A 23,133-nucleotide genomic window follows, 5' to 3' on the forward strand; every position below is an offset into this window, starting at 1 on the left:
GTTGTCGACCATCGCGAGCAAGCTCGCTCCTACAGAAGATCAGAGGACCCACCTTTACTCAGTGACTACTGCGCAGCATTTCCTTGGGTACATACTTGCCGACCTCGAACTTGCCAATAGCGGCGCGGTGCACCTCGTCCGGGCCATCGGCCAGGCGCAAGGTGCGTTGCATCGCATACATGTACGCCAGCGGGAAATCGTTGGAAACCCCGGCGCCGCCATGGATCTGAATCGCGCGGTCGATCACACGCAAGGCCACATTGGGTGCGACCACCTTGATCTGCGCAATCTCGCTCTTGGCCACCTTGTTACCGACTGTGTCCATCATGTAGGCCGCTTTTAAGGTCAGCAGACGCGCCATGTCGATTTCCATCCGCGAGTCGGCGATCTTGTCTATGTTACCGCCCAGGCGCGCCAGCGGCTTGCCGAAGGCGGTACGGCTGACCGCACGTTTGCACATCAGTTCAAGCGCGCGCTCGGCCATGCCGATAGAGCGCATGCAGTGGTGAATCCGGCCTGGGCCAAGGCGACCCTGGGCAATTTCAAAACCTCGACCTTCGCCCAGCAGGACGTTTTCAAACGGCACCCGGACATTTTCAAACAGCACCTCGGCGTGACCGTGCGGCGCATCGTCGTAACCAAACACCGGCAGCGGACGCAGGATCTTCACTCCAGGGGTATCCACCGGTACGAGGATCATCGAGTGCTGGGCATGCCGCGGCGCATCGGGATTGCTAAGGCCCATGAAAATGAGAATTTTGCAGCGTGGATCACAGGCGCCGGAGGTCCACCATTTTTTGCCGTTGATCACCCACTCATCACCGTCACGCACGGCGCGGGCGGCCATGTTGGTAGCGTCGGAGGACGCCACGTCCGGCTCGGTCATGGCGAACGCCGAACGAATTTCACCGCGTAACAGGGGCTCGAGCCAGCGCTGCTTCTGCTCTTCATTGGCGTAGCGCACCAGTACTTCCATGTTGCCGGTATCGGGAGCCGAGCAGTTGAAAGGCTCCGGCCCCAGCAGGGAGCGGCCCATGATTTCCGCCAGTGGCGCGTATTCCAGATTGGTCAGGCCGGCGCCGAGCTCGGACTCAGGCAGAAACAAATTCCACAGGCCCTCTGCCTTGGCCTTGAGTTTGAGTTCTTCCATTATCGCGGTCGGCTGCCAGCGATCGCCCTCGGCGACCTGGCGCTCGAACACGGCTTCGGCGGGATAGACGTACGTGTCCATGAACGCGGTCACGCGCTCACGCAGTTCTTGCACCTTGGGCGAATAAGCGAAATCCATGGGCAGCTCTACCTTTTGACGGGGGTTTCGATAAGTTGTTCAGGTCATGAATTTGATGCTAGAACAGTGACGAAAATTTACCTAGCCTATTCTCGGCGTGTATTAACATTCATCACCGATATATGATCCACTGATCGCCAAGGCCACCGAGCCCACACAATAAGAGTGCAGCGCCATGAATCTGAGCAAGGTCGACCTCAACCTTTTCATCGTCTTTGACGCGATCTACACCGAAGCCAATTTGACCCGCGCCGGGCAGATCGTTGGTATCACCCAACCGGCGGTCTCGAACGCCCTGGCCCGCCTGCGGGAGACATTCAACGACCCGTTATTCGTGCGCACCGCCCAGGGCATGGTCCCGACGCCCATGGCGCAGAACATCATCGGGCCGGTGCGCAATGCGCTCTCGCTGCTGCGTGTATCCGTCCAGGAAAGCCGCATATTCAACCCGCTGCAGGCGGTCAAGACCTATCGCATCAGCATGACTGACCTCACCGAGGCGGTGATTCTGCCTCCGCTGTTTCAGCGTCTGCGCCGCCTGGCGCCGACCGTGATCATCGAGAGCTTCCTGTCCAAGCGTCGCGAGACCACCAAGGAACTGGCTGCCGGGCGCCTCGATTTCGCGGTCGATGCACCGCTCAACACCGACCCCCAGGTACGCCATGTCAAGCTGATGGAGGACCGCTATGTGTGCGCCATGCGCAAAGGGCATCCGCTGGCAAACAAGGAAAAATTCAGCCTCGATGACTACTTGTCCCTGACCCACATCCATATCTCCAGCCGCCGCAGCGGCCTGGGCCATGTCGACCTGGCGCTGGGCAAGATGGGTATCCAGCGCAAGATCGCCCTGCGCTCGCAGCATTACCTGATGGCGTCGCAAGTACTGCAGCAGACCGATATGGTCATGACCGTGCCCGAACGTTTCGCCCGTCGCAACGATCTGCATGCCTTCAGCTTGCCGGTCAACGATGTGCCCCCAGTGGAAACTCACCTGTACTGGCACGAGAGCACTGACCAGGACCCGGCCAACCGCTGGATGCGCGAGCAGATGATCGAGTTGTGCCAGCAGGTGACGGCGCATGAGAAGAAGCTGGATAAGGCGTAGGGTACATTGCACCGAGTCATCGTTCATTCGCGGGCAAGCCCGCAAAGGGGCCGGCAGCAGCACCCAACATCCTGCCCCTTGACGTAAACGTCAACCTGCCTTTAGCTTAGCGCAATGACCCTTTTCGAGCGCGCCCATGAGCAGCCTGACCTACAGCATCTCCGACCTCGCCCGCGAGCTGGACATCACCACCCGAGCGATCCGTTTCTATGAGGAACAAGGCCTGCTCAGCCCCGAGCGACGCGGCCAGGAACGCATCTACTCGCCCCGGGACAAGGTCAGCCTGAAACTGATCTTGCGCGGGAAGCGCATCGGTTTTTCACTGGCGGAATGCCGCGAACTGATCGAACTTTACGACCCTGCCGGCGGCAACCAGAAACAGTTGCAGACCATGTTGAACAAGATCGCCGAGCGTCGTGATCAGCTGGAGCAGCAGATGCTCGACATCGAGCAGATGAAGCTGGAACTGGACACAGCGCAGGAGCGCTGCACCCAGGCGTTGGAACAGACGATCAAGAACCAGCAAGCAGTCCAATAATCCCACCCATCCCACCCCCTGTAGAAACGAGCTTGCTCGCGATGGAATCAAGGTCAACGCGTTTAACCAGGAAACCTGCGTTATCGTTAACAACCATTGCGAACAAAATCGCCCCTACAGGGTTAATCAGCACAGGTCATTTCACATGCCCCTACCCACCCACGTGCGCCTGGTCGAAGTCGGCCCCCGCGACGGTTTGCAGAACGAAGCCCAACCCATCAGCGTCGCCGACAAAGTGCAACTGGTCAACGCACTGAGCGCCGCCGGTTTGGGCTACATAGAAGTCGGCAGTTTCGTCTCGCCCAAATGGGTGCCGCAGATGGCAGGTTCGGCAGAAGTCTTCGCGCAGATCCAGCGCAAACCAGGCGTCACCTACGGCGCACTCGCCCCCAACCTGCGTGGGTTCGAGGACGCCATTGCTGCCGGGGTCAAGGAAATTGCGGTGTTTGCAGCCGCCTCCGAAGCCTTCTCCCAACGCAACATCAACTGCTCGATCGGCGAAAGCCTGGACCGCTTCGCCCCCATCATGGACGCGGCCCGGCAACATGGGGTGACGGTGCGCGGTTACGTGTCCTGTGTGCTGGGCTGCCCCTATGAAGGAGATGTGGCCCCCGAGCAAGTCGCACGGGTTGCTCGCGAGCTGCACGCAATGGGCTGTTACGAGGTCTCCCTGGGCGACACCATTGGCACCGGCACGGCAGGCGCCACCCGCAGGATGTTCGAAGTGGTATCGGCCGATGTCCCCCGGGAAAAACTCGCCGGGCATTTCCATGACACTTATGGCCAGGCCATGGCGAATATCTACGCCAGCCTGCTGGAAGGCATCTCGAGCTTCGACAGTTCCATCGCAGGCCTCGGCGGCTGCCCTTATGCCAAAGGCGCCAGCGGTAACGTGGCCACCGAGGACGTGGTGTATCTGCTCAACGGCCTGGGCATCGACACCGGCATTGACCTGGACACCCTGATTCTGGCGGGCCAACAGATCTGCACCGTTTTGGGCCGCCCTAGCGGGTCGCGGGTTGCCAAGGCGCGTAGCGCACAGTGAGCGGGCGGTTGTGTCGAGGTGTTACCGCCAGCTCAGAAATGTGGGCGCAATCGAGTAACACGGAAACAAAATGTGAGATCCAAGGCCATAGCGAAAACCAAAAAAAACATAAGTTACTGATTTTAAAGGTTTTTTAAAAGTTGGCACGGCTCCTGCTATCTCTATGGCATAACAAGAATAAAAAGCGGCAAACCAATAAAAATAAGACGTAACGACTCTGACATAACAAAAACAACACGGCAGAGACGCAGCTAACAGATTTTTTTGGAGAAGGTGTGTTTTTCAGGGTACTTCTCGGAGTAACCCGCAACCGGGCAGAGAACAATAAAACTACCCTCAGGTAGCTCCCGAACTGGTTGGATCGCTTAGCGAAAAAGCAGATCAGCGCTCAAAAAAATACGTTTGCTCTTGATCCCGTATGGGGATCGACAAAAACAGCGGTAAAGGGTCACGGTTACCAAAAACAACAACAGACCGCCCCTCAATAATAAAAAAAGAGCACACGCAAAAACAAATTAAAGGGGAGCCTCGGCTCCCCTTTGTGCTGTCTGGGATTCAGGTTTTCAAACCGCCTCTGCCACTGCCACTGCCATGACCCTGTGAGAGCGAGCCTGCTCCCACAGGGGATAGAGTGGTCAGCCGTTGTTGATGCGTAACTCCTCGATGCTTATCTCGCGCATGCGGAATTTCTGGATCTTGCCCGTTACCGTCATCGGAAACTCCTCCACAAACTTAAAGTAGCGCGGTGTCTTGAAGTGGGCGATGCGCTCCTTGCACCAGAGCTGCATCTCCTGCTCGGTCGCACTGTGGCCGGGATGAAACTTGATCCACGCGACGATTTCCTCGCCGTAGCGTGAACATGGAATCCCAATGACCTGCACGTCGGCAACGGCCGGGTGGGTAAAGAAGAACTCCTCCAGCTCGCGCGGATATATGTTCTCGCCGCCACGGATAATCATGTCCTTGTTGCGTCCGGCAATGCACACGTAGCCTTCATCATTCATGCTGGCCAAGTCTCCCGTATGCATCCAGCCTGCCTGATCGATCGCCTCCGCTGTGCCTTGGGGATTGTTCCAGTAACCGAGCATCACGCTGTAACCGCGAGTACACAGCTCGCCGATGGTACCGCGCGGCATCAGGTTGCCCGCCTCATCGATGATCTTGCTTTCCAGCTGCGGTTGGGTGCGGCCAACGGTGGTCACGCGCAGTTCCAATTCATCCAAAGGACCGGTTTGCAACGAAACCGGGCTGGTTTCCGTCATGCCGTAGGCAATCTGCACCTCGCTCATGTGCATTTCGCTGATCACCCGGCGCATCACCTCAATCGGGCAGGTCGCGCCTGCCATGATGCCGGTGCGCAAGCTCGACAGATCGAATTCCTGACGCCTTGGCTGGTCGAGCATGGCGATGAACATGGTGGGCACGCCGTAAAGCGCGGTGGCTTTTTCTTCGGCGACGGTAGTCAGAGTCAGCAGCGGATCGAATCCGTCATTGGGGTAGATCATTGTGGTGCCGTGGGTGATGCAGCCCAGGTTGCCCATCACCATGCCGAAACAATGGTAGAGCGGCACCGGGATCACCAGCCGATCGTCGGCGGTCAGCCCCAGGCTTTCGCCGACCATGTAGCCATTGTTGAGGATGTTGTAGTGACTGAGGGTCGCGCCCTTGGGAAAACCGGTGGTGCCGGAGGTGTACTGAATGTTCACGGCCTGGTCGAAATTCAGGCTGTCCTGGCGCTCGTGCAGTTGCTGCGCCGGTAGGCTGGCCGCCAAATCGGCCAATTGCGACCACGGCAGGAAACCGCACGGCGGTTGAGTATCGAGACTGATCACTCCGCGCAGATCGGGCAGGCGTTCGCTGTGCAGTTGACCGATGGATTGCTCGGCCAGCTCGGGCAGCAGCCCTTGAAGCATTTCGTGATAGTTGGACGTCTTGAAGGCACCAGCGCATACCAGCCATTGGCAGCCCGACTGCTTCAATACGTACTCCAGTTCCGAGCTGCGGTAAGCGGGGTTGATGTTGACCAGTATTACGCCGATCTTCGCGCTGGCGAGTTGGCTGATGCACCACTGGGCGCAGTTTGGCGCCCAGATGCCCAGCCGGTCTCCGGTCTGCAATCCCAGCGCCAACAGGGCCCGGGCATGCAGGTCAACGGCTGTAGACAACTGCTGCCAGGTATAGCGCAGCTGTTGATGTCGCACTACCAGCGCTTCCCCGTTCGGATATCGGGTGACCGTGTGATCGAACGCCTGGCCAATGGTCATCGCCAGCAGGGCTTTGTCTTGGGAACCGCGGGTATAACTGCGCTGCGGGCTTGCACTGGGTTGATCCATAACGACCCCTATTGTCTTTATTGTTTAGGAGCGCTGATTTGTTGTGGCGAGGGAGCAGCGCTGGTCTTTCAGAACGACCCTACTGTCGCTCAAGTTGACGTTAACGTAAAGGGTGATTGACAGCCATTCGTCACAGGCTTACGTTAACGTAAAGGTGAGAGCTGCATCACTGCCCTCCCCACCCTACAAAAAAGCCAAAAGGTGCCCCATGAGCTACCCATCCCTGAACTTTGCCCTCGGCGAAACCATCGATTCGCTGCGCCATGAGATTCAAAAATTTGTCTCCAGGGAGATCACTCCGCGCGCCGCCCAGATCGACATCGACAACCTGTTCCCCGCAGACCTGTGGAGCAAGTTCGGCGACATGGGCCTGCTCGGCATCACTGTCTGCGAGGAATACGGTGGCGCTGGCCTGGGTTACCTGGCCCACGTGGTAGCCATGGAAGAAATCAGCCGCGGCTCGGCCTCGGTCGCCCTGTCCTATGGTGCGCACTCCAATCTCTGCGTCAACCAGATCAACCGCAACGGTAATCACGAGCAAAAAACCAAGTATCTGCCCAAGCTGATTAGCGGTGAACACATCGGCGCCCTCGCCATGAGCGAACCGAACGCCGGCTCCGACGTGGTATCCATGAAACTGCGCGCCGACAAACGTGGTGATCGCTACGTGCTCAATGGCAGCAAGACGTGGATCACCAACGGCCCCGACGCCAACACCTACGTGATCTACGCCAAGACTGATCTGGAAAAGGGCCCCCACGGCATTACCGCCTTCATCGTCGAACGCGACTCGAAAGGCTTCAGCCGCAGCGACAAGTTCGACAAGCTCGGCATGCGTGGCTCGAACACCTGCGAGCTGTTCTTCGATGACGTCGAGGTACCTGAAGAAAACATCCTCGGCGTACTCAACGGCGGCGTGAAAGTGTTGATGAGCGGCCTCGACTACGAGCGAGTCGTTCTGTCCGGCGGCCCGACCGGCATCATGCAGGCCTGCATGGACCTGATCGTTCCCTACATCCACGACCGCAAGCAGTTCGGCCAGAGCATCGGCGAATTCCAGCTGATTCAAGGCAAGGTCGCCGATATGTACACCCAGCTCAACGCCAGCCGCGCCTATCTGTATGCAGTGGCCCAAGCTTGCGAGCGCGGCGAGACAACGCGCAAGGACGCCGCCGGCGTGATCCTGTACAGCGCCGAACGTGCCACGCAAATGGCCCTCGACGCGATCCAGATTCTCGGTGGCAACGGCTACATCAATGAATTCCCAGCTGGCCGTCTGTTGCGTGACGCCAAGCTGTACGAAATCGGCGCGGGGACCAGTGAGATTCGTCGCATGCTCATCGGCCGTGAACTGTTCAACGAAACCCGCTAACCGGAGTTGTCCATGGCTATCCTGCATACCCAGCTCAACCCCCGTTCGGCGGAGTTTGCCGCCAACAGCGCGGCGATGCGCAAACAGGTCGACGCCCTGCACACCCTGCTCGCCCAGGTGCAGCAAGGTGGCGGCGCAAAAGCACAAGAACGCCACACCTCCAGGGGCAAGTTATTGCCTCGCGAGCGCATCAATCGGCTGCTCGATCCCGGTTCACCGTTCCTCGAAATCAGCCAGCTGGCGGCCTACGAGGTCTACGGTGAAGATGTTCCGGCCGCTGGCGTGATCGCCGGAATTGGTCGAGTGGAAGGCGTCGAATGCATGATCGTCGCCAACGATGCCACGGTGAAAGGTGGCTCGTACTATCCGCTGACCGTGAAGAAACACCTGCGTGCCCAGACCATCGCCCAGCAAAATCGCCTGCCCTGTATCTATCTGGTGGATTCCGGCGGCGCGAACTTGCCCCGCCAGGATGAGGTGTTCCCGGACCGCGAACACTTTGGCCGGATTTTCTTCAACCAGGCCAACATGAGTGCCCTGGGCATTCCACAGATCGCCGTGGTCATGGGCTCTTGCACCGCTGGCGGAGCCTATGTCCCGGCCATGGCCGACGAGGCGATCATGGTGCGTAACCAGGCGACCATCTTTCTTGCCGGCCCCCCCCTGGTAAAAGCCGCAACCGGTGAAGTAGTCAGCGCCGAAGACCTTGGCGGGGCCGACGTGCACTGCAAGGTTTCCGGCGTCGCCGATCACTACGCCGAGAGCGACGAACACGCCCTGGCCATCGCTCGACGCAGCATTGCCAACCTTAACTGGCGCAAGCTTGGCGAAGTGCAGCAACGCGCGCCAATCGCCCCGCTGTATGCCAGCGACGAGCTTTACGGCGTGGTATCGGCTGACGCCAAGCAGCCCTTCGATGTGCGCGAAGTTATCGCACGGCTGGTGGACGGCTCGGTGTTCGACGAATTCAAGGCGCTATTCGGGACTACGCTGGTCTGCGGTTTTGCCTACCTGCACGGTTATCCGATCGCGATCCTCGCCAACAACGGCATTCTGTTCGCCGAGGCCGCGCAGAAAGGTGCGCACTTCATCGAGTTGGCCTGTCAGCGCGGTATTCCATTGCTGTTCCTGCAGAACATCACCGGCTTCATGGTTGGCCAGAAATACGAAGCCGGCGGCATCGCCAAGCACGGTGCCAAACTGGTGACCGCCGTAGCGTGCGCCAAGGTGCCGAAGTTCACCGTAATCATTGGCGGCAGCTTTGGTGCCGGCAACTACGGCATGTGCGGACGAGCCTACGACCCACGCTTTCTGTGGATGTGGCCGAATGCGCGGATCGGCGTGATGGGTGCCGAACAGGCTGCAGGCGTGCTGGTGCAAGTCAAGCGCGAGCAGGCCGAGCGCGGTGGCCAGGCTTTCAGCGCCGAGCAGGAGGCGCAAATCAAGCAACCGATCCTCGATCAGTACGAGCAGCAGGGACACCCCTACTACTCCAGCGCCCGGCTGTGGGACGACGGCGTGATCGACCCCGCGCAGACCCGCGATGTGTTGGCACTGGCCTTGTCGGCAGCGTTGAACGCGCCAGTAGAACAAAGCCGTTTCGGCGTGTTCCGGATGTGATTTTCTGTGGGAGCGGGCTTGCTCGCGAAGGACTCACCGCGGGCTCTCTGATGCACCGCGTTATCGTTCTACGCGAACACGCCCGCTCCCACATGAGTTGTGGAGGCAGACAAAATGAGCGACTTCAACACCCTTGAGCTACACATCGACCCCCGGGGTTTCGCGACCTTGTGGCTCGCCCGCGAAGACAAGAACAATGCCTTCAACGCGCAGATGATCCGCGAGCTGATTCTCGCCCTGGATAAAGTTTCGGCCGATACCAGCATGAGATTCCTGCTGTTGCGCGGCCGAGGCAAGCATTTCAGCGCTGGTGCCGACCTGGCGTGGATGCAGCAGTCCGCCGAACTGGATTACCACACCAATCTCGACGATGCCCGCGAACTCGCCGAGTTGATGTACAACCTTGCCAAGCTGAAAATCCCCACCCTGGCCGTGGTGCAAGGGGCTGCATTTGGGGGGGCACTCGGTTTGATCAGCTGCTGCGATATGGCCATCGGCGCCGATGACGCGCAATTCTGCCTGTCGGAAGTACGCATCGGCCTGGCTCCTGCCGTGATCAGCCCGTTCGTGGTGCAAGCCATCGGCGAACGCGCAGCTCGCCGCTACGCCCTGACCGCCGAGCGGTTCAGCGGCCTGCGGGCACGGGAGATCGGTTTGCTATCGGAAAGCTACCCGCTTGCAGAGCTGGAGTCCAAGGTCGATCAGTGGATCGATAACCTGCTGCTCAACAGCCCTGCCGCCATGCGTGCCAGCAAGGATTTACTGCGCGAAGTGGGCAATGGTGCGCTGACCCCGGCACTGCGCCGCTACACCGAAAATGCCATTGCCCGGATCCGCGTCAGCCCTGAAGGCCAGGAAGGTTTGCGCGCCTTCCTGCAAAAACGCCCGGCGAACTGGCTCGCTATCCCTAACACCAAGGAGCCGCGCTGATGAACACGCCCGTCATTACTTCGTTACTGGTGGCCAACCGCGGCGAAATCGCCTGCCGGGTGATGCGCACCGCCAAAGCCCTTGGCCTGACCACCGTGGCCGTGCACAGCGCCACTGATCGTGATGCCCGACACAGCCGCGAGGCCGATATACGAGTCGACCTGGGTGGCAGCAAAGCCGCCGACAGCTATCTGCAGATCGACAAACTGATTGCCGCTGCACTGGCCAGTGGCGCTCAGGCGATTCATCCGGGGTATGGCTTTCTGTCGGAGAACGCCGCATTTGCCCGGGCCATCGAGAATGCCGGCTTGATCTTCCTCGGCCCACCCGCCTCGGCGATCGATGCAATGGGCAGCAAATCCGCAGCCAAGGCGTTGATGGAGACCGCCGCAGTGCCACTGGTGCCTGGTTATCACGGCGAAGCCCAGGACCTGGAAACCTTCCGCGCAGCCTGTGAGCGCATCGGTTATCCGGTGCTGCTCAAGGCCACCGCCGGTGGGGGCGGCAAAGGCATGAAGGTGGTCGAGGACGTCAGCCAACTGGCCGAAGCCCTGGCCTCGGCCCAGCGCGAGGCGCAGTCGTCGTTTGGCGACTCACGCATGCTGGTAGAAAAATATCTGCTCAAACCGCGGCACGTGGAGATTCAGATCTTTGCCGATCAGCATGGCAATTGCCTGTACCTCAATGAGCGCGACTGCTCGATCCAGCGTCGCCATCAGAAGGTCGTAGAAGAAGCGCCTGCTCCAGGCCTGAGCGCGCAATTGCGCCGCGCCATGGGCGAAGCCGCCGTCCGCTCGGCGCAGGCTATTGGTTACGTCGGGGCCGGCACGGTGGAGTTCCTGCTGGACTCGCGAGGCGAGTTCTTCTTCATGGAGATGAACACGCGCCTGCAGGTGGAACACCCGGTGACTGAAGCCATCACAGGGCTCGACCTGGTGGCCTGGCAAATCCGCGTCGCCCGTGGTGAAGCCCTGCCGATGACCCAGGAGCAGGTCCCCCTGATCGGACATGCCATTGAGGTCCGGTTGTACGCCGAAGACCCGGGCAATGACTTCCTGCCGGCGACCGGACGCCTGGAGCTATATCGCGAATCAGCTGCGGGCACCGGACGTCGAGTCGACAGCGGAGTGGAGCAAGGCGATGAAATCTCACCGTTCTACGACCCGATGCTGGGCAAGCTGATTGCCTGGGGTGAAGACCGTGAACAGGCGCGCCTGCGCTTGCTGAGCATGCTCGACGAATTCGCGATTGGCGGCCTGAGAACCAACATCAACTTCCTGCGCCGGATTATCGGCCATCCAGCGTTTGCCGCCGCAGAACTTGATACCGGGTTTATCCCGCGTTACCAGGAACAGCTGCTGCCAAAACCAGCAGAGCTGGGTGAAGACTTCTGGCAGGCTGCTGCGCAGGCATTTACCCAAAGCCAGTCCGCCGCGTCGCGCACAGACGACCCGGCGTCGCCCTGGGCGAGAAGCAACGGTTTTCGTACCGGACTGCCGAGGGAGATCAGCCTGCACCTGAGTTGCGAAGGCCAGGACCGTGCGCTTACGTTGGGCGCAGTCGACGCGCACACAGCACAGCTCAAGGGCGAGCAATTGCTGATCGAGCACGAAGGGGTACGTCGCCAGCATCGGGCGATCCGCCGCGACGGCGTGGTCTATCTGCAATGGGATGGAGAACTGCGCCGCATCGAGTCCTACGACCCTATCAGTGCCGTCGAAGCCAGCCATAGCCACCAGGGTGGCCTGACCGCACCCATGAACGGCAGCATCGTGCGCGTCCTGGTGGAGGCCGGGCAAACGGTTGAAGCAGGAGCGCAACTGGTGGTACTGGAAGCCATGAAGATGGAACACAGCATTCGTGCGCCCCACGCTGGAGTCATCAAGGCGCTGTATTGCCAGGAAGGCGAAATGGTCAGTGAGGGCAGTGCACTGGTCGAGCTGGAAGAGGCCTGAAACAAAGACCGGTCTTGCACGCTGGCAGGACCGGTCCGGTCAGAATTTGGCAGTGGCTTGAACCACCACGCCGATGATTCGGCAGTCTGCGGTGTACAAGGCTTTGGGATAGGTCGGATTGAGCGGAATCAGGTAACGCTGACCGCCCTCCTCGATCAGTTTGCGAAAAGTGGCGGCGGCGCTGCCAGGCCATTGGGCGATCACCAGCTTGCCAGGCAGCACCTCAGCCTCTGGGTCTACCAGGATCAACATGTCGTGGGCGATGCTAAGGCCACTGGGAGCAGTCATTGCGTCACCCTCGACTTTGAGCCAGAACGCGCTGCCGTGAGCGTGGTAGTCGGACAGTTCGAACTGCGTCGCACCGTACACCGGAAACTCGCCATCGCGCAGCAACGGTGCATCTCGCCAATCACTGACAGGGTAACGAAAGGAAGGGTTGTGCCGCTGCGCCAAGGGAGGAATATCATCCTCGCAAGCCCGGACTTCCCTGAGTACCATCGCCACTTCCAGGAAATCCAGGCCCAAGGCTTCCAGCACACGGTTCATGTCCTCGACACCGGGCTGACGTCGTTTATTCAGCCAATGTCCAACACCACCCTGCGACATCCCTAGACGGTCTGCGAGTATCTCCTGAGTGATGTTGAGCTCACTCATCTTGGCCTTGACCAAATCAATCCATTTATCCATGTCCGGCACGATACGCGGGCTCCTACCTGCGCTCAAAACACAAGCTGTATTATTTCAATCGCCGAAACAAATACACTTTGTACTAAGCTCTTTTTTACGGATCTGATAATCAAAAAAGGAGTTTACATCACCATGGCAACCACCAGTACCGACTTGCCCGACGAGCCAATGGATACCACGCTCAACTCTCCCCAAGGCTTCGCTGCAGCGCAGCGCGCGCTCGACTACTACTTGAAACCATCTGTGTCACCAGAGCTTGAGGAAACGCGTTTTTTTGCTGTGAATCAGAACGTCAGCAATGAAGAGGCACTTGTGCATGCCTCGGATCTGATGCGCTGCGCCGCGTCCATTGCCTATGAATCGGCAGGTAATCTGCAAGGCGCCAGCCGGGACCTGACACTGTCGACGGTGCACCTGATCGATATGGCCCGAGCCATGGTTGATCGGTCGCTCAAGGGTCACAAGGGCTGAAAACGAAGACACCAGGAAAGGGTTTTTCTGGTGGGACCGCTAAAACCAGTTGACTTGCAAACGATAATGATTACTATTACATCATCTGATCGCGAGATCAGTCGATGGGCCAAGAGACCTAAGGTCGGTCTCCTGGACTATCTCCTCATCAGGCTAATCACGGTTTTTGACCCGGCTTTTGTGCCGGGTCTTTTTTTGCCAGTTATTCTGGCTTTTGGCTTCAGGCTAATGAATTCTTTAGTGACTGCAAGTTCGATGGCGCTAAGGATATCAAAAGAATATGTATTGATTAGAGAAGCCCGGCAATATTGGGCCAAACAATCGAAAAATAGCACTTGAGAATCAATCGTACAGTCTCTAAGCTGCTTCGGCGTCAAGGAGGACGCCCCCCAAATTCCTGGCAACTTCCCCAAATTTTCCCCCGCCCTGCGTGTAAAGTGACAGCCATAAAAATCATATTCTGGAATCGACTATGACCGTGGCTAAATCCTCTTTCGACATCAGCGCAAACTTCGACAGCGGCAACATTGAAGTGCTCGATATCAGCAATCCGCTGCAAGCGTTGCTGGCCATTCGACCCGATACCCGCAGCCAGCACTTCCAGTGGTTTCACTTCAAGGCCAGCGGCCTGCATGTGGGCCAGGAGCACTGGTTTCGCCTGAACAATGCCAGCAAGTCCTCCTACAACAAGGCCTGGGACGGCTATCAGGCCGTTGCCTCCTATGACCACGTCAACTGGTTCCGCGTACCGACCATTTTCGAAGGTGACTGCCTGCGCTTCAGCCTAGAAGCCACCGCTACCCATGCCTGGTTCGCCTACTTCGAACCCTACAGCCGCGGTCGTCACGACTGGTTGATCGAGCAGGCGCTGGCCAAGGCCGGCACCGAACTGCTCGCCACCGGTAAAAGCGTCGAAGGCCGGGACATTCAGCTGCTGCGCAAGGGCACCGGGGCCGAGGGCCGGCGTAAGGTGTGGATGATTGCCCAGCAGCACCCAGGCGAACATATGGCCGAATGGTTCGTGGAAGGTGTGATCGAGCGCCTGGAAAAACATGACGATCCAGTTGTGAACAAACTTCTGGCCAGCGCCGACCTGTACCTGGTGCCGAACATGAACCCGGACGGCGCCTTCCATGGCCACCTGCGCACCAACGCCACGGGCCAGGACCTGAACCGCGCCTGGCAGAGCGCCAGCCAGGCAATCAGCCCGGAAGTCCTGTTCGTGCAGCAACAGATGGAACACTACGGCGTTGACCTGTTCCTCGACATCCATGGTGACGAAGAGATCCCCTACGTGTTCACCGCCGGTTGCGAGGGTAACCCTGGCTACACCCTGCGGATCGAAAAACTCGAAGAACAGTTCCGCAGCCATCTGAAGCATCTCACCAAGGATTTCCAGACCAAGCATGGCTATACCCGCGATGAGCCGGGCAAAGCCAACATGACCTTGGCCTGCAACAGCGTCGGCGAGAAATTCGACTGCCTGTCGCTTACCCTGGAAATGCCCTTCAAGGACAACAATGACGCGCCTAATCCGATCACGGGATGGTCGGGTAAGCGTTCCAAACAGTTGGGCAAGGATGTGCTGACGACCATTGCCGACATGGTTGATGTCCTGCGCTGACCGGTTGCGGCCGCAGCTTCAACTGCGGCCACCAACGTCAGGCGCGGTCCTTACCCCGCAACATACTGTCCAGCACGTCGTCACGGCGTACCCAGCCATGGAACAGCGCCGCTGCCAGGTGCAGCAACACGGTCAGGAAAAGCAGGTAGGCCAGGTAGCCGTGGGCCTTGCGCAGGAAGGCAAATACCTGCGCGTTGGCCGGTACGATTGAAGGCAGCTGCAACGAATTGCTGAGCATCACCGGGTCGCCCGCCGCCGAGATCATTGCCCATCCCAGTAGCGGTAACACCAGCATCAAGGCGTATAACAACAGATGCGAGCCTTTGGCCGCGAGCACCTGCCATCCCGGCAAATCAGCAGGCAGCGGCGGCTGTCGAGTGGAAAAACGCACGACGATACGCACGATCACCAACAACAAAATGGCGATGCCCAAGGGCTTGTGCAGGTGGATCAGCCACTCATGACGCTCGGACACCGAGGCAACCATGCCCGCCCCGATGAACAGCATGGCAATGACCATCAGTGCCATCAGCCAGTGCAGCAACCGCGCCAACGGCGCGAAGTGGTTCGATTGAGTGCTCATTGTCGAGCTTCCTGTTTGGCGGCGGGCAACTGGCTGACTTCACTGGTGCGACGCAAGTAGGAACTGGCATAACCCGCGGAACGAGCGGCGAGCAGTGGATCGCCAGAGCCCTCAATGCCGGCAGGCAGTACCAGCGGGTCATAGTTAATGTCCCGGCACTCGCCACTGAGTTGCGGTTGGGTGCTTTCGAGCACCAGAGTCCCCGCGTTAACCACCTTGCGCCCCTCGGGCCAGGCCTTGCTGGCATCGTCGACCGGATCACCGGCGTTGGCCAGGGTAATGTTCAGCTTCCAACGCAGCGGCCCTGCGGCAATCCGCTGGACCAGGTCTTTTTCGAGAAAATCGCTACCCTCCGGCGCCGTTGCACCTGGCGCATCCTGGGTAACCGGCACCATGCTCCAGCGCACTGCCTGCCGCTGACCTGCGGCGTTGACCAGGTAAAACGCATTCACGCTGTTATAGGTTTCGGTCACATAACTGGCCGAGGGCTTGGCAGTCTTGATCCACGCCAGAAAAGGTGCAGCTTCCGGATGCGCGCCAAAAAATGCCGGCACTGCTCCAGGATCGGGTTTGCCGGTGGCCAGCACTGGCGACTGGGCTTGTTGCAACTGATAGAAGGCTTCGGGGGTGCCCACCGGGAACACCGGCATGCTGTTCATCCCGGTGCGCCATTGTTGACCATTGGCCTGGTTAAAGCGCAGCGCCATGCTGCGGATAGGCACGCTGCTGTCCGGTGCGTAGGGATTGCCAGCCGGTAGCGCGAAACGCCCGACCACCGGGGTTCTGGCCTCGTTGAACACTTGGGCGCTGGAGTAGTTGCGCGCCTCTTCGCTGCTTTCGAAATGTCCGATCACGCACACGCCCTTGGAGTGGTTCCGCCGGAACCCAGGGTGCACGCCGTTGTTGGTCTCCAGCACGTTGATCAGTTTTTTTGGCGTCAGGCGCTGTGGGTCAAATGTGCCGTTGACGTAGGCAAAAGCCCCGGCAACCGCAGCAACCACCAAGGCGATGCCGCCGAGGCGCAACACCAGGCTGGTGGCGCTCAGCGGCGGCCGAGTGGGCGGTGATGAGCGATCTACCATGAAAGACTCCAGGGCCTGTGGCCGCAAGTGAGAAGAATCAAGCAGACGAACCCCCGGACGGTTTATTCCATCACTGGGTGTTTATTTTTTCGAGCGTGGAATAACCTCGAAGGCCGAGCGTCTTCCTGGTCCACAGCGTAGTGACTAGTCAGAACTTCATGAACGATATCGACGAACAACTGAGTGAAATCATTCCCAGGTTGAGGCGATTTGCGTTGTCCCTGACGCGCAATCCCAGCAGCGCCGATGATCTGGTGCAGGCCTGCCTGGAACGGGCATTGTCGCGCTGGAGCGACAAACGCCCCGAAGGAGACTTGCGCGCCTGGCTGTTCTCGATTCTTTATCGACAGTTTCTGGACGCCCACCGGCGCTCCCGGCGCTACGCGCGAATGCTCGAGTTTTTCACCGGCCGTGAAGACGCCCAACCGTCTGTAGAGCGCACGGTGATCGCGCAATCGACGCTCAAGGCCTTCGACCAGCTCCCCACAGAGCAGCGCGCATTGCTGCTTTGGGTATCAGTCGAAGGCTTGAGTTACAAAGAGGTGGCCGAGATTCTACAAGTACCCACCGGGACTGTGATGTCCCGTTTGTCCCGCGCCCGCCAGGCCCTGCGCCAACTCAGCGAAGGTGAAATCACCCGCCCTGCCCTGCGGAGACTCAAATGATTAGCATGCCCCCTGACGAGCGCGACCTGCACGCTTACATCGATCACCAGCTCAGCGCAGCCGACCGACGCCTGATTGAAACTTATCTGACGAACAATCCGCAAATGGCCGCCACCGTGCGCGCCTGGCAGCAGGACGCCGAGCAACTGCGAGCCAACCTGAGCGGCGCGTTGCAACAACCGACTAATCCGCACCTGGAACCGGCAGTCATCCGCCAGCGCCTCAAGCGTCAGTCCCGGCGCCACCTGGCTAGCGCCGCCGTACTGCTGCTGGCCGTCAGCGTTGGCGGCTTCAGCGGCTGGCAGGCCAGGGAAATGACACTACTCAGCACTTCGGCGCCCATGGCCGATGCTCTGCAGGCGTACCGTCTGATCGCGCAACAAGGCATGCTGCCGGCCGATTTCAAGGTCGGCGAACAGGGCGATATGCAGGCCTGGCTGGATCGCTATTTCACCCAAGCCAACCGTCTACCGGATCTGGCGCGCGCAGGCTTCAAACCGGTCAGCGGGCGCCTGCTCAGCACCGAGCAAGGGCCAGCGGCGATGGTGGTCTACGAAAACCCGAACGGGCAGAAAGTCAGCTTCTACGTGCGCCCACCTGGGCCGAAAAACTTCTTGCTACCCCGAGGCAGTCGCAGCGATGGCGAGCTTCAGGCCGAGTACTGGTCGGGCGCTGGGTATAACTATGCAATGATCAGCCCCAGTGATACGCCAGCGGCGCATCTGCTCAGGCAGACGAAAACGTTTTGACCACGCAGCTCTGGAAGAAAAACCATCCGTTTGGCTAAACTGTGCCGCCGCCGCTCGGGGCGCCGGCTTGAAGATCCAGAGGGGGACATTCCAGTGGCCGTACGACCACCCAAGCGTTCGCGACTCACACCACGTTGGCCGGCAGTGCGCCGTCTGTTCGCGAAGGCATCGCTAACCCCGGCCACCAGTGCGAGGGTGATTCACGACTACTTTCTCCACAAGGCGCATGCCCAAGGTTATACCCTCAGCCACAGTCAGCAGCGCGTGATCGATTGTATGGCGCAGTACGCTCCCCTGCTGCCGGGTTCAGCCCAGCAGAAGCTTCCCGGGCTTTACCTGTATGGCGCCGTGGGTCGCGGCAAGAGCTGGTTGCTCGACGGTTTTTTCCAGGCCATCCCTGTTTCCGAAAAACAGCGACTGCACTTTCATGAATTCTTTGCCCGGTTGCATCAGGCGATGTTCACTCATCGCGAGCAGCCCGATGCCATGGCGGTCAGCCTCGACCATATGTTGCTCGATTGTCGGGTGTTGTGTTTCGACGAGTTTCACGTCCACGATATCGGCGACGCGATGCTGATTACCCGCTTGTTCCAGGCTCTGTTTCGCCGGGGCATCTTGCTGCTGGTTACCTCCAACTATCCACCGGAGGGCTTGCTACCGAACCCGCTGTACCACGCACGGTTCAAACCAGTCATCGACCTGATCAACTCGAAAATGCAAGTCATGGAAGTCGGCGGCCCCCACGACTACCGCAGCCAGGCGCGGCCCCACGCTCAGCAAGTTTTCACCCAAGGACGTTACCTCTGGCCGGACTCACTGGCGCTGCGACGGACGATGAACTTCCCCGAGACGGATGCGTCGCCCCTGCTACTGCCCGTCGGCACCCGGCAACTGCAGGCCAGATACCGCGATCGGTGCACTATCGGATTCACCTTCGCCGACCTGTGTGAGCATCCCACGGCGGTCATGGACTACCTGGAACTGTGCCGACAATTCGACCACTGGATTATCGTCGATCTGCCCCTACTCGCCGACACTTCCATCGCGGCGCAGCAACGGTTCATCAATCTGGTGGACGTGCTTTACGATCAGGACAAACACCTGACCTTGGTCGGCCAGCATTCATTGGGGCAGAGCCTGGGCGGTGATGCCATCGACCTGGCGCGAACCCGCAGTCGGTTGGGGCAGTTGGGCGATTCCCGGTAGAAAGGTTTATCCCGGTATCATGTCCGCGCCCATCTCCAGATCAATAGCGAATCCTTTCATGGACACCCTTGCCAAACTACGCGCCGGCCTACTGGCGGGCAGCACCCGCCTTGACCTGGCCTGCGGCCTGACCGAATTCCCAGCGGAAATTTTCGACCTGGCGGACTCCCTCGAAGTCCTCAACCTCAGCGGCAACACGCTCAGCCAACTGCCGCACGATATGTATCGACTGACCCGGCTGCGGGTGTTGTTCTGCTCGGACAACCTGTTCACCGAGCTGCCCGCATGCCTTGGCCAGTGCAGCTCACTGACGATGGTCGGCTTCAAGGCCAACCGCATAGCGCAAGTACCGGGCACCGCACTCCCGCCATTGCTACGCTGGCTGATCCTGACTGACAACTGCATTCGCGAACTGCCCAAGGAACTGGGCCAGCGCCCGCACCTGCAAAAACTTATGCTCGCTGGAAATCAGTTGCGGCACTTGCCTGACAGCCTGCAGCACTGCCATCGACTTGAACTAATCCGGGTCGCCGCCAACCAGCTGACCGAGCTCCCCGAATGGTTGCTCACCCTGCCAAGCCTGACATGGCTGGCTTACGCCGGTAACCCGCTGGAAACCGAAGCCGACTCTGCGCTGCTTGAATCGACTACCGTCATCCCCTGGAAGGCATTGTGTCTCGAGCAGCCACTGGGCGAAGGCGCTTCCGGGGTGATCCACCGAGCAACCTGGGCCCGCCCAGGCTCAGTGGACCAGCCAGTCGCGGTCAAACTCTACAAAGGCGAAATGACCAGCGACGGTTCGCCTTTGCACGAAATGAACGCGTGCATCACCGCAGGCCTGCACCCCAATCTCATCCAGGTAGAGGGACGAATCGTCGACCATCCACAGGGGCAAGCCGGACTGGTGATGGCGCTGGTCGAGCCGAACTTCCGCAACCTGGCCGGACTGCCGAGTCTTGTTTCCTGCAGTCGCGACGTCTACGCCCATGACACCCGCTTCAGCGCTGGCGTGGCCTTGCGCATCGCTGGCGCTATCGCCTCGGTGGCCAAACATTTGCACCGCCAGGGTATTACCCACGGAGACCTCTACGGCCACAATATTCTCTATAACGATCAGGGTGACTGCCTGCTGGGTGACTTTGGCGCAGCGTCTTTCCACGCGAAGTCAGACAGCGTCGAAAGCCGTGCCTTGCAGCGACTTGAAGTGCGGGCATTCGGGGTATTGCTGGGGGAGTTGCTGGAGCGGATCGACTCGGGATTGACCGAGGAGCGCCGTGGGCGACTGGAAGAATTGCAACAGCGTTGCTGTCAGCCCCAGGTGATGGAGCGGCCGGGGTTCGGCGAGGTTATGCAGGAACTGCAGGATCTGTGACCGGTAGAGAAGCTGTGGGAGGGACTTGCTCGCGGAGGGGCCGTGCCAGACGATCCTTTTTGGTGGATTTTACTCAGCCTTCGCGAGCAAGCCCGCCCCCACTGGTGCGCGTGTTGATCACTTGCATGTGTACAACACGAGAGCTGCGTGGGAGCGAGCCTGCTCGCGAGAGCGGTACTACTGAAGAAACCGATTAACCCGCCAACCCGACAAACATGTCCTGCACATCATCATGGTTATCCAGGCCTTCGAGGAAGGCTTCGACTTCGGCCATCTGTTCATCGCTCAAACCGCTCACCGGGTTCTTCGGCTGGTAGCCCAGCTTCGCCGACAACACCGTAAAACCCTGCTCAGGCAAGGCTTTCTGGACCGCATCAAGGTCCGCAGGCTCGGTCAGGAACAGGGTCGTGCCCTCTTCTTCGCCTGGCTCGAAATCCTGCGCACCCGCTTCGATTGCGGCCATTTCCGGATCGGCGCCCGGGCTGTCCGGGGATGCCTCAATCATGCCGACATGGTTGAAGTCCCAGGACACCGAACCCGAAGCGCCCAACTGGCCCTTGCGAAACGCAACGCGAATCTCGGCAACGGTGCGGTTGATGTTATCGGTCACGCACTCAACGATCAGCGGCACCTGATGCGGGGCAAAGCCTTCGTACGTCACACGATGGTACTGCACGGTTTCGCCGAGCTGGCCCGAACCTTTCTTGATCGCACGTTCCAGGGTTTCGCGAGGCATGGACGCCTTCTTCGCCTGCTCCACCACCAGGCGCAAATGCGCGTTGGTCGAGACATCGGCACCATTGCGCGCGGCAATGGTGATTTCCTTCACCAGTTTGCCGAAGATCTTGCCCTTGGCATTGGATGCCGCTTCTTTGTGTTTAACCTTCCACTGTGCGCCCATTACTCACTCTCTTGTCTGTGGCGCCGAAACATCTATTGGCCGACGCTTTGCGCAAGTTTATACGGCCTAAAGTCGGCAATCGACCAAAAATTCCACCGGTTTGATCGCCATGATGCATAGGCATCTTCACCAATGGTTGTAGGCCGATTCTGATAATACATATGCGGTGTTCCTAAACTGATGTGGTTTCGTACCCTCTGCGTCCCCTACCTGCCAGCAGAAGCGCGCCCGATGCACGACGACAAGGAAAGCCCGTTCAACCTCACCCTCCTCAAGGGTGACCTGCAACTGCAGGTGTTGCAGTTCAGTGGCCAAGAAGTATTGAACCAACCCTATCGATTCGAGATTGAAGTCATCGCCCCGGCACCTGCCGTCAACCTCGGCTTGTTGCTGCACCAGGAGGTCTTCTTCGAACTGGGCAATGGCAACGGCATTCATGGGGTGATCCAGTGCGCCACAGCCGAATATCTTGGCCCGCACCGGGTCGGTTACACAGTGACCGTGGTGCCGCTGCTGCAATCGCTGCAGAGGTGCAGCAACCGCCGGGTCTTTCATCACCTGAGCGTGCCGGACATCTTGCTGCAATTACTCAAGAACCATGAGCTACCCGACAGCAGCTATCGCCTTGAACTGATGGGCCAGTACCCTTCCCGGCCCTTTTGCATCCAGTACGAGGAAACTGACCTGGAGCTGTTCCAACGACTATGTGAAGACGAAGGCATCCATTTTCATTTCGAACACAGTCGAAAGGAGCATGTCCTGGTGTTGGCCGACGACCTCTTGAGCCTGCCCCAGGAGCCGGTAATGATGGCGTTCCGGCCAGATGTGGACGACCCCAGTGAGCTACCCAAGCTCAGCCAGCTGTATCAGCGCCACCACTCCCGGCCTTCGCTGGTTCGTCCCGGCGCACGGGACAGGAGCACCGCAACCCGTGCCGACAACGCAGCCAACCTGGTATTTTCCAGTACAACCGCGACGCCAACCAAGGCCCATGAAGCACAACGCAGCCTGCGACAACTGGAACGCCTGCGTTGCACCTCCCGGCAGATCCACGGCCAGAGCAACCATAGCGCTTTGTGCAGTGCGCGAGTTGTCCAAGTCTCAGAACACCCCGTACCGGACTTCAACGATCAATGGCTGCTGACCGGCCTGCGCCATCGAGGGTGCCAGGCTTCGATTCTCGCCCAAGACAGCGGCGTTTCAGAGTACTGCAATGAGTTCACCGCGATCCCCTGGTCGACGGTGTTCAGAGCCCCACTGCTCCAGCCAAGGCCGATTATTGCGGGGTATCAGCCAGCACGAGTCGTTGGTCAGCCCGGACAACCGGCCACCTTGGATGATCGAGGGCGGATGCTGGTCTGGTTGTGGCCGAGTGCCCACTCAGATCCTGATGAGTCTTGCGCCGCTCCCGTGCCGATCGCCTACGCGGTGCCGGGCCGATGCATCGACCCCGGGACCCTGCCGGCAGCGGGCAGTGAGGTGCTCATCAGCTTTCTCGATGGCAATCCTGAGCGTCCGGTGTTCTGCGCCCCTGCGGTTCAGCTGCTCCCCTCGAGCCCGGGCACGAATACCGGCCTGTTGCTCGATTGGTTGGTGGAGCGCTGAGT

Annotated in this window: 20 protein-coding genes; 14 read left to right on the plus strand and 6 right to left on the minus strand. The window is 59.5% G+C overall.

Annotation, left to right across the window (positions count from 1 at the left end; all coding sequences use genetic code 11):
- Positions 1–58: 58 nt before the first annotated feature.
- The gene (locus L9059_RS20755; RefSeq protein ID WP_247292791.1) at positions 59–1,288 is read right to left on the minus strand and encodes an acyl-CoA dehydrogenase; all 1,230 of its coding nucleotides are present in this window, start codon (positions 1,286–1,288) and stop codon (positions 59–61) included.
- A gap of 175 nt (positions 1,289–1,463) precedes the next feature.
- Here L9059_RS20755 and L9059_RS20760 point away from each other — a divergent pair, with 175 nt between their 5' ends.
- The 3 genes from L9059_RS20760 (at position 1,464) to L9059_RS20770 (ending at position 3,976) form a co-directional block, all read left to right on the plus strand.
- Positions 1,464–2,393, plus strand: coding sequence for a LysR family transcriptional regulator (locus tag L9059_RS20760; protein ID WP_247292792.1), 930 nt, complete (start codon positions 1,464–1,466; stop codon positions 2,391–2,393).
- Positions 2,394–2,529: 136 nt separating this feature from the next.
- Entirely contained in the window at positions 2,530–2,931 is a 402-nt protein-coding gene (locus L9059_RS20765) for a MerR family transcriptional regulator (RefSeq protein ID WP_247292793.1), read from the plus strand.
- A 145-nt stretch (positions 2,932–3,076) separates the two neighbouring features.
- A complete protein-coding gene (locus tag L9059_RS20770) occupies positions 3,077–3,976 on the plus strand; it encodes a hydroxymethylglutaryl-CoA lyase (protein WP_247292794.1) in 900 nt (299 codons plus the stop codon).
- A 635-nt stretch (positions 3,977–4,611) separates the two neighbouring features.
- On the opposite strand, the gene L9059_RS20775 is transcribed toward L9059_RS20770, so the two are convergent.
- Positions 4,612–6,309 carry an AMP-binding protein gene (locus tag L9059_RS20775; protein ID WP_247292795.1) on the minus strand — a complete coding sequence of 566 codons (1,698 nt, stop codon included), beginning with the start codon at positions 6,307–6,309 and terminating at the stop codon, positions 4,612–4,614.
- 208 nt (positions 6,310–6,517) lie between these two features.
- On the opposite strand from L9059_RS20775, the gene L9059_RS20780 reads away from it, so the two are divergent.
- From L9059_RS20780 to L9059_RS20795, 4 genes are all read left to right on the plus strand, one after another.
- Positions 6,518–7,681, plus strand: coding sequence for an isovaleryl-CoA dehydrogenase (locus tag L9059_RS20780; protein ID WP_247292796.1), 1,164 nt, complete (start codon positions 6,518–6,520; stop codon positions 7,679–7,681).
- Positions 7,682–7,693: 12 nt separating this feature from the next.
- Positions 7,694–9,301, plus strand: a complete 1,608-nt coding sequence (locus L9059_RS20785; protein ID WP_247292797.1) for a carboxyl transferase domain-containing protein — start codon at positions 7,694–7,696, stop codon at positions 9,299–9,301.
- Between the two features lie 114 nt (positions 9,302–9,415).
- Positions 9,416–10,231, plus strand: a complete 816-nt coding sequence (locus L9059_RS20790) for a gamma-carboxygeranoyl-CoA hydratase (protein ID WP_247292798.1) — start codon at positions 9,416–9,418, stop codon at positions 10,229–10,231.
- Positions 10,231–12,186, plus strand: coding sequence for an acetyl/propionyl/methylcrotonyl-CoA carboxylase subunit alpha (locus tag L9059_RS20795; protein WP_247292799.1), 1,956 nt, complete (start codon positions 10,231–10,233; stop codon positions 12,184–12,186). Before L9059_RS20790 ends, L9059_RS20795 begins: the two co-directional genes overlap by 1 nt.
- A gap of 39 nt (positions 12,187–12,225) precedes the next feature.
- On the opposite strand, the gene L9059_RS20800 is transcribed toward L9059_RS20795, so the two are convergent.
- On the minus strand, positions 12,226–12,873 hold the full coding sequence (locus L9059_RS20800; protein ID WP_247292800.1) for a LexA family protein: 648 nt from the start codon (positions 12,871–12,873) through the stop codon (positions 12,226–12,228).
- 132 nt (positions 12,874–13,005) lie between these two features.
- Between L9059_RS20800 and L9059_RS20805 the strand changes: the two genes are divergently transcribed.
- Together L9059_RS20805 and L9059_RS20810 are read left to right on the plus strand one after the other, a co-directional pair.
- The gene (locus tag L9059_RS20805) at positions 13,006–13,344 is read left to right on the plus strand and encodes a DUF6124 family protein (RefSeq protein ID WP_247292801.1); all 339 of its coding nucleotides are present in this window, start codon (positions 13,006–13,008) and stop codon (positions 13,342–13,344) included.
- 472 nt (positions 13,345–13,816) lie between these two features.
- Positions 13,817–14,968, plus strand: a complete 1,152-nt coding sequence (locus tag L9059_RS20810; RefSeq protein ID WP_247292802.1) for a M14 family metallopeptidase — start codon at positions 13,817–13,819, stop codon at positions 14,966–14,968.
- A gap of 37 nt (positions 14,969–15,005) precedes the next feature.
- On the opposite strand, the gene L9059_RS20815 is transcribed toward L9059_RS20810, so the two are convergent.
- Both L9059_RS20815 and L9059_RS20820 read right to left on the minus strand, forming a co-directional pair.
- Positions 15,006–15,551 (minus strand): cytochrome b, encoded by a 546-nt coding sequence (locus tag L9059_RS20815; RefSeq protein WP_247292803.1) that lies wholly within the window; start codon positions 15,549–15,551, stop codon positions 15,006–15,008.
- Entirely contained in the window at positions 15,548–16,633 is a 1,086-nt protein-coding gene (locus tag L9059_RS20820) for a catalase family peroxidase (protein WP_247292804.1), read from the minus strand. The genes L9059_RS20815 and L9059_RS20820 overlap by 4 nt, the downstream gene beginning before the upstream one ends.
- A gap of 158 nt (positions 16,634–16,791) precedes the next feature.
- Here L9059_RS20820 and L9059_RS20825 point away from each other — a divergent pair, with 158 nt between their 5' ends.
- The 4 genes from L9059_RS20825 to L9059_RS20840 all read left to right on the plus strand — a co-directional run bounded on the left by L9059_RS20825 (position 16,792) and on the right by L9059_RS20840 (position 20,625).
- A complete protein-coding gene (locus tag L9059_RS20825; protein ID WP_247292844.1) occupies positions 16,792–17,298 on the plus strand; it encodes a sigma-70 family RNA polymerase sigma factor in 507 nt (168 codons plus the stop codon).
- Positions 17,295–18,047 carry an anti-sigma factor family protein gene (locus L9059_RS20830; RefSeq protein ID WP_247292805.1) on the plus strand — a complete coding sequence of 251 codons (753 nt, stop codon included), beginning with the start codon at positions 17,295–17,297 and terminating at the stop codon, positions 18,045–18,047. The genes L9059_RS20825 and L9059_RS20830 overlap by 4 nt, the downstream gene beginning before the upstream one ends.
- A 93-nt stretch (positions 18,048–18,140) precedes the next feature.
- The gene (gene zapE / locus L9059_RS20835; protein ID WP_247292806.1) at positions 18,141–19,253 is read left to right on the plus strand and encodes a cell division protein ZapE; all 1,113 of its coding nucleotides are present in this window, start codon (positions 18,141–18,143) and stop codon (positions 19,251–19,253) included.
- A 58-nt stretch (positions 19,254–19,311) separates the two neighbouring features.
- A complete protein-coding gene (locus L9059_RS20840) occupies positions 19,312–20,625 on the plus strand; it encodes a leucine-rich repeat-containing protein kinase family protein (protein WP_247292807.1) in 1,314 nt (437 codons plus the stop codon).
- A 193-nt stretch (positions 20,626–20,818) separates the two neighbouring features.
- Here the strand turns inward: L9059_RS20840 and L9059_RS20845 are convergent, their stop codons facing one another.
- Positions 20,819–21,526, minus strand: a complete 708-nt coding sequence (locus tag L9059_RS20845; protein ID WP_247292808.1) for a YebC/PmpR family DNA-binding transcriptional regulator — start codon at positions 21,524–21,526, stop codon at positions 20,819–20,821.
- A 231-nt stretch (positions 21,527–21,757) separates the two neighbouring features.
- On the opposite strand from L9059_RS20845, the gene L9059_RS20850 reads away from it, so the two are divergent.
- A complete protein-coding gene (locus L9059_RS20850) occupies positions 21,758–23,131 on the plus strand; it encodes a type VI secretion system Vgr family protein (protein ID WP_428480288.1) in 1,374 nt (457 codons plus the stop codon).
- Positions 23,132–23,133 lie beyond the last annotated feature (2 nt).

It is taken from the genome of Pseudomonas violetae, assembly GCF_023072615.1.
GTDB lineage: Bacteria > Pseudomonadota > Gammaproteobacteria > Pseudomonadales > Pseudomonadaceae > Aquipseudomonas > Aquipseudomonas violetae.